This window comes from Streptomyces sp. NPDC034670, assembly GCF_055574875.1.
The window spans coordinates 62,553-65,565 of record NZ_JBVITR010000042.1; the positions used below are offsets into that span (position 1 = coordinate 62,553).

Sequence of the window (3,013 nt, forward strand, 5' to 3'; positions counted from 1 at the left end):
GGAGGCTCCTCCCCCCCCCCCCCCACCCCCCCCCCCCCCCCCCCTCCCCCCCCCCCCCCCCCCCCCCCCCCCCCCGCCCCCCTCCCCCCCCCCCCCCCCCCCCCCGCCGTCCCGGCCCCCGACGCCGTGACCGGTCGTCAGGGGGCCGCTTCCCGCGCGTAGGCGCGGTGCCGGGCGTCGGTGAAGGAGTACGGGGGCCAGGGGCCGAGGAAGCGGATGCGGACGGCGGGCTGCCGGTCCCTCAGTTCGCTCAGCACGGTGCCGACGGCGTCGACGTCCTCGGCGCGGACGAGCAGGGCGGCGGACAGGACGTCCGTCTCGTCGGCGTCGCGGTGGGCGGGCCCGCGGTCGCGGAGGTCCTCGGCGACGGCCAGCAGCCGCTGCCGGACCTCGGCGTGCAGCGAGTCGGCGAGCTGCCCGGCCGCGTTCCGGGCCTGCTGTTCCCGCTGCTTGGCCAGCAGCCTGCGCATGCCGGGCGACCGGCCTTCGAGTCCGTCCGCCGGCGTACCCTCCCCCAGGCCCCCGGCCGCGGCGGCCGTGCGGTCCACGGTGATCTCCACCCGCAGCTCGCACCGCCCGGCCAGTTCCTCCAGCTGCCCGGTGATGTCGGGTTCCTGCTCGGTGATCCAGTCCGCCAGGCGCCGTTCGGCGCTCCGGCCGGACGCGGCGTCGTCGGCGACCAGGACGTTGAAGGTCATCGGCAGGGCGCTGCCGGTCCGTTCCCAGACGGCGGTGACCGCCCGGCTCTGCTCCGCCACCCAGCGGCGCACCTGTTCGTCGTCGCCCTGGAAGGGAGTCGGCGTGGCGTCGTGCACCAGCGCGGCGACGGTGGTGCCGGGGACGCCGACCAGGCGCAGCGGGCGGCCGTCGAGTCCGGTGACGCCGTCGGCGGCGTCCCGCCGGTCCGGGACCAGCGCGTACACGTACAGCGCCGTGTGCTCGGTCATGCGCCCGCCTCCTCCGCCCAGCGCCGGGGGTTGATCAGCTTGTCGACGACGTCGTCGACCACCTCGTCCAGGCCGCGGTGCAGATCGGCGACCGAGGAGACGATGCCGTGGTCCTCCTTGATCTGCTCCAGCGCCTCGTCCAGCTCCAGCAGGGCGTCCGCCAGGCGCTCGGCCTCCTCCGGGGTCAGGTCGCCGCCGTTCATGCGGCGCAGCGCCTGGCGGTCCAGCGCCTCCTGGATGACCTCCACCAAGGTGACCACGAGGGACAGCACTCCGTGCTTGAGGCTCTTCTCGTCGACGGTCAACGGCATGTCGGTTCTCCACCCTCCTGCTGCTGTGCTCGGTTCCCCGCCCGCCCGCTCATCCGGCCGCCGCCACCGGACGGGCCGCGTCCAGCCGCCGTGCCCAGGCGGCCGGCTCGTCGGCGGCGAGCCGCACCTCGTCCCCCGCGGTGGTGCGCAGGGCGAGGACGCCGCCCTCCCCGGCGGGGCCGCGCTCGGGCAGGCGCCGCACCCCGGCGATGTCCGCGGTGGGCAGCACCAGCGCCGGCCGGGAGTCCACCGGGGACTTCCAGGTCAGCCGGCCGGCGGTCAGCCGCGCCCGTCCGCCGCGCCACAGCGGGCCGGACCGGCGCGGTTCCCGGTACCACAGGTGTCCCTCGGCGAGCGGCGGTTCCTCCTCGGCTGCGGGGCCGGACCCGAGGGCGGGCGCGAGGCGGCCGGCGCAGGCCCGGGTGAGCAGGTCGTGCAGCTTCTCCGGCTCCCGGGCCGAGAGCAGTTCCCGCCCGCCGTCGGCCAGGGTCACCTCCAGGCGCAGGCGCTCCTCGCCGCCGACCGTCCGCTCCGGTTCCAGCCGCACGGCGCGCACGGCGGCGAGCTCGGTCTGCCACAGGACCTCCCGCGGCTCGTGGCGCAGGACGACGAGGCGCTGATCGGTGAGGTAGACGGTGCCGGGCCGCCAGCCGGTGTAGACGCCCTCCGCCAGCAGGTGACCGCCGCTCGTCCGGTGGAGGACGCCTTCGCCCTCCCTGAGGTCGAGGGCGCGGCGGGCGGCGGACCGCTCGGCCCAGGCGCGGGTGGCGTCGTCCCAGTGGCGCATCATCCCGTACTCCAGCATGGTCTCCATCCCGGCGACGGCCGCCCTGATCGAGACGCCGATCAACGGGATGTCGGCCACGGCGACGATGAGGTCCAGGTGCAGGACCGCGCCCTTGTTCAGCAGGACCTCCACCAGGTCGTCCAGGGTGACCCGGGGATCCCGCGTGGGCCGCATCGGGGACCGGTCAGCCGTCACGCCGCTGCGCCTCCCGCTCCTGCGGGGACGGTGCGGCCGCCCCGTCGGCCCCGCCCCCTTCGACGGCGGCGGTGCCGTCCCCGCCCGCGGTGACGGCCGCGGGGGCGCCCTCGGAGCCGTCCCGCAACCGGGCCTGGGCGCTGCGCCATCCGCACCAGGGGCACCACTGGTCCAGCAGCTGCTCGACGGGGGCGCGCTTGCCGCACGCCGGGCAGGTCTCCTTCTCCTGCCTCGTCTCGCGCCACGCGGCGGTCTCCGTGTCCGTGCCGGACGGGAACTCCAGTCCGTAACGGGCAGCCGTCTCGAACGAGGCGAGCGCCGCGCGCAGGCGGATGCCCAGCAGTTCCACCCCGGCCACCGAGACCATGATGTCGGCGTTCAGCACGAGGCCCTTGTCCAGCAGGGTCTCGACCACGTGCGCCAGGCTGCCCTCGCCGTCCCGCCTGGGCTGCATCGGGGCCGTGCCGGCACCCGGCACCGCGCGGGCGGGCGGGTCGTGCCGGGAGACCGTCGAGGGGAACCCGCTGTCGCTCGACGTGATCCTTTCGGGATAGCTGCTCATTCCAGCCGTTTAACCGCTCTCCCTTCCCTCACACACCCGCCGTGCCGCCGGCGGGCGGCCGCACGGCGGACGGCTCCCCGGGAAGGTCACGCGGTACCGCCTCGTACGCCACCGCGCGGCCGCGCGCGTCGGGGGCCGGGCCGTGCGACCGGCTCACGGCCGCACGGCCCGGTGCGCCCGTCGCCGCCCGCCGCGGGACGGCCGGCCGGCC

5 protein-coding genes are annotated in these 3,013 nt (G+C 76.8%); all 5 read right to left on the reverse strand.

Features of this window, described 5'->3' with window-relative positions; translation table 11 throughout:
* Positions 1-137 precede the first annotated feature (137 nt).
* On the reverse strand, positions 138-947 hold the full coding sequence (locus ACZ56B_RS24600; protein WP_468794613.1) for a GvpL/GvpF family gas vesicle protein: 810 nt from the start codon (positions 945-947) through the stop codon (positions 138-140).
* The gene (locus ACZ56B_RS24605) at positions 944-1,258 is read right to left on the reverse strand and encodes a gas vesicle protein K (RefSeq protein ID WP_468794616.1); all 315 of its coding nucleotides are present in this window, start codon (positions 1,256-1,258) and stop codon (positions 944-946) included. The genes ACZ56B_RS24600 and ACZ56B_RS24605 overlap by 4 nt, the downstream gene beginning before the upstream one ends.
* Before the next feature lie 49 nt (positions 1,259-1,307).
* Positions 1,308-2,240 (reverse strand): gas vesicle protein, encoded by a 933-nt coding sequence (locus tag ACZ56B_RS24610; RefSeq protein WP_468794619.1) that lies wholly within the window; start codon positions 2,238-2,240, stop codon positions 1,308-1,310.
* Entirely contained in the window at positions 2,230-2,802 is a 573-nt protein-coding gene (locus ACZ56B_RS24615; RefSeq protein WP_468794622.1) for a gas vesicle protein, read from the reverse strand. The genes ACZ56B_RS24610 and ACZ56B_RS24615 overlap by 11 nt, the downstream gene beginning before the upstream one ends.
* 28 nt (positions 2,803-2,830) lie before the next feature.
* Positions 2,831-3,013 (reverse strand): hypothetical protein (locus ACZ56B_RS24620; RefSeq protein ID WP_468794625.1); only part of this gene is annotated, 183 nt, incomplete at its 5' end.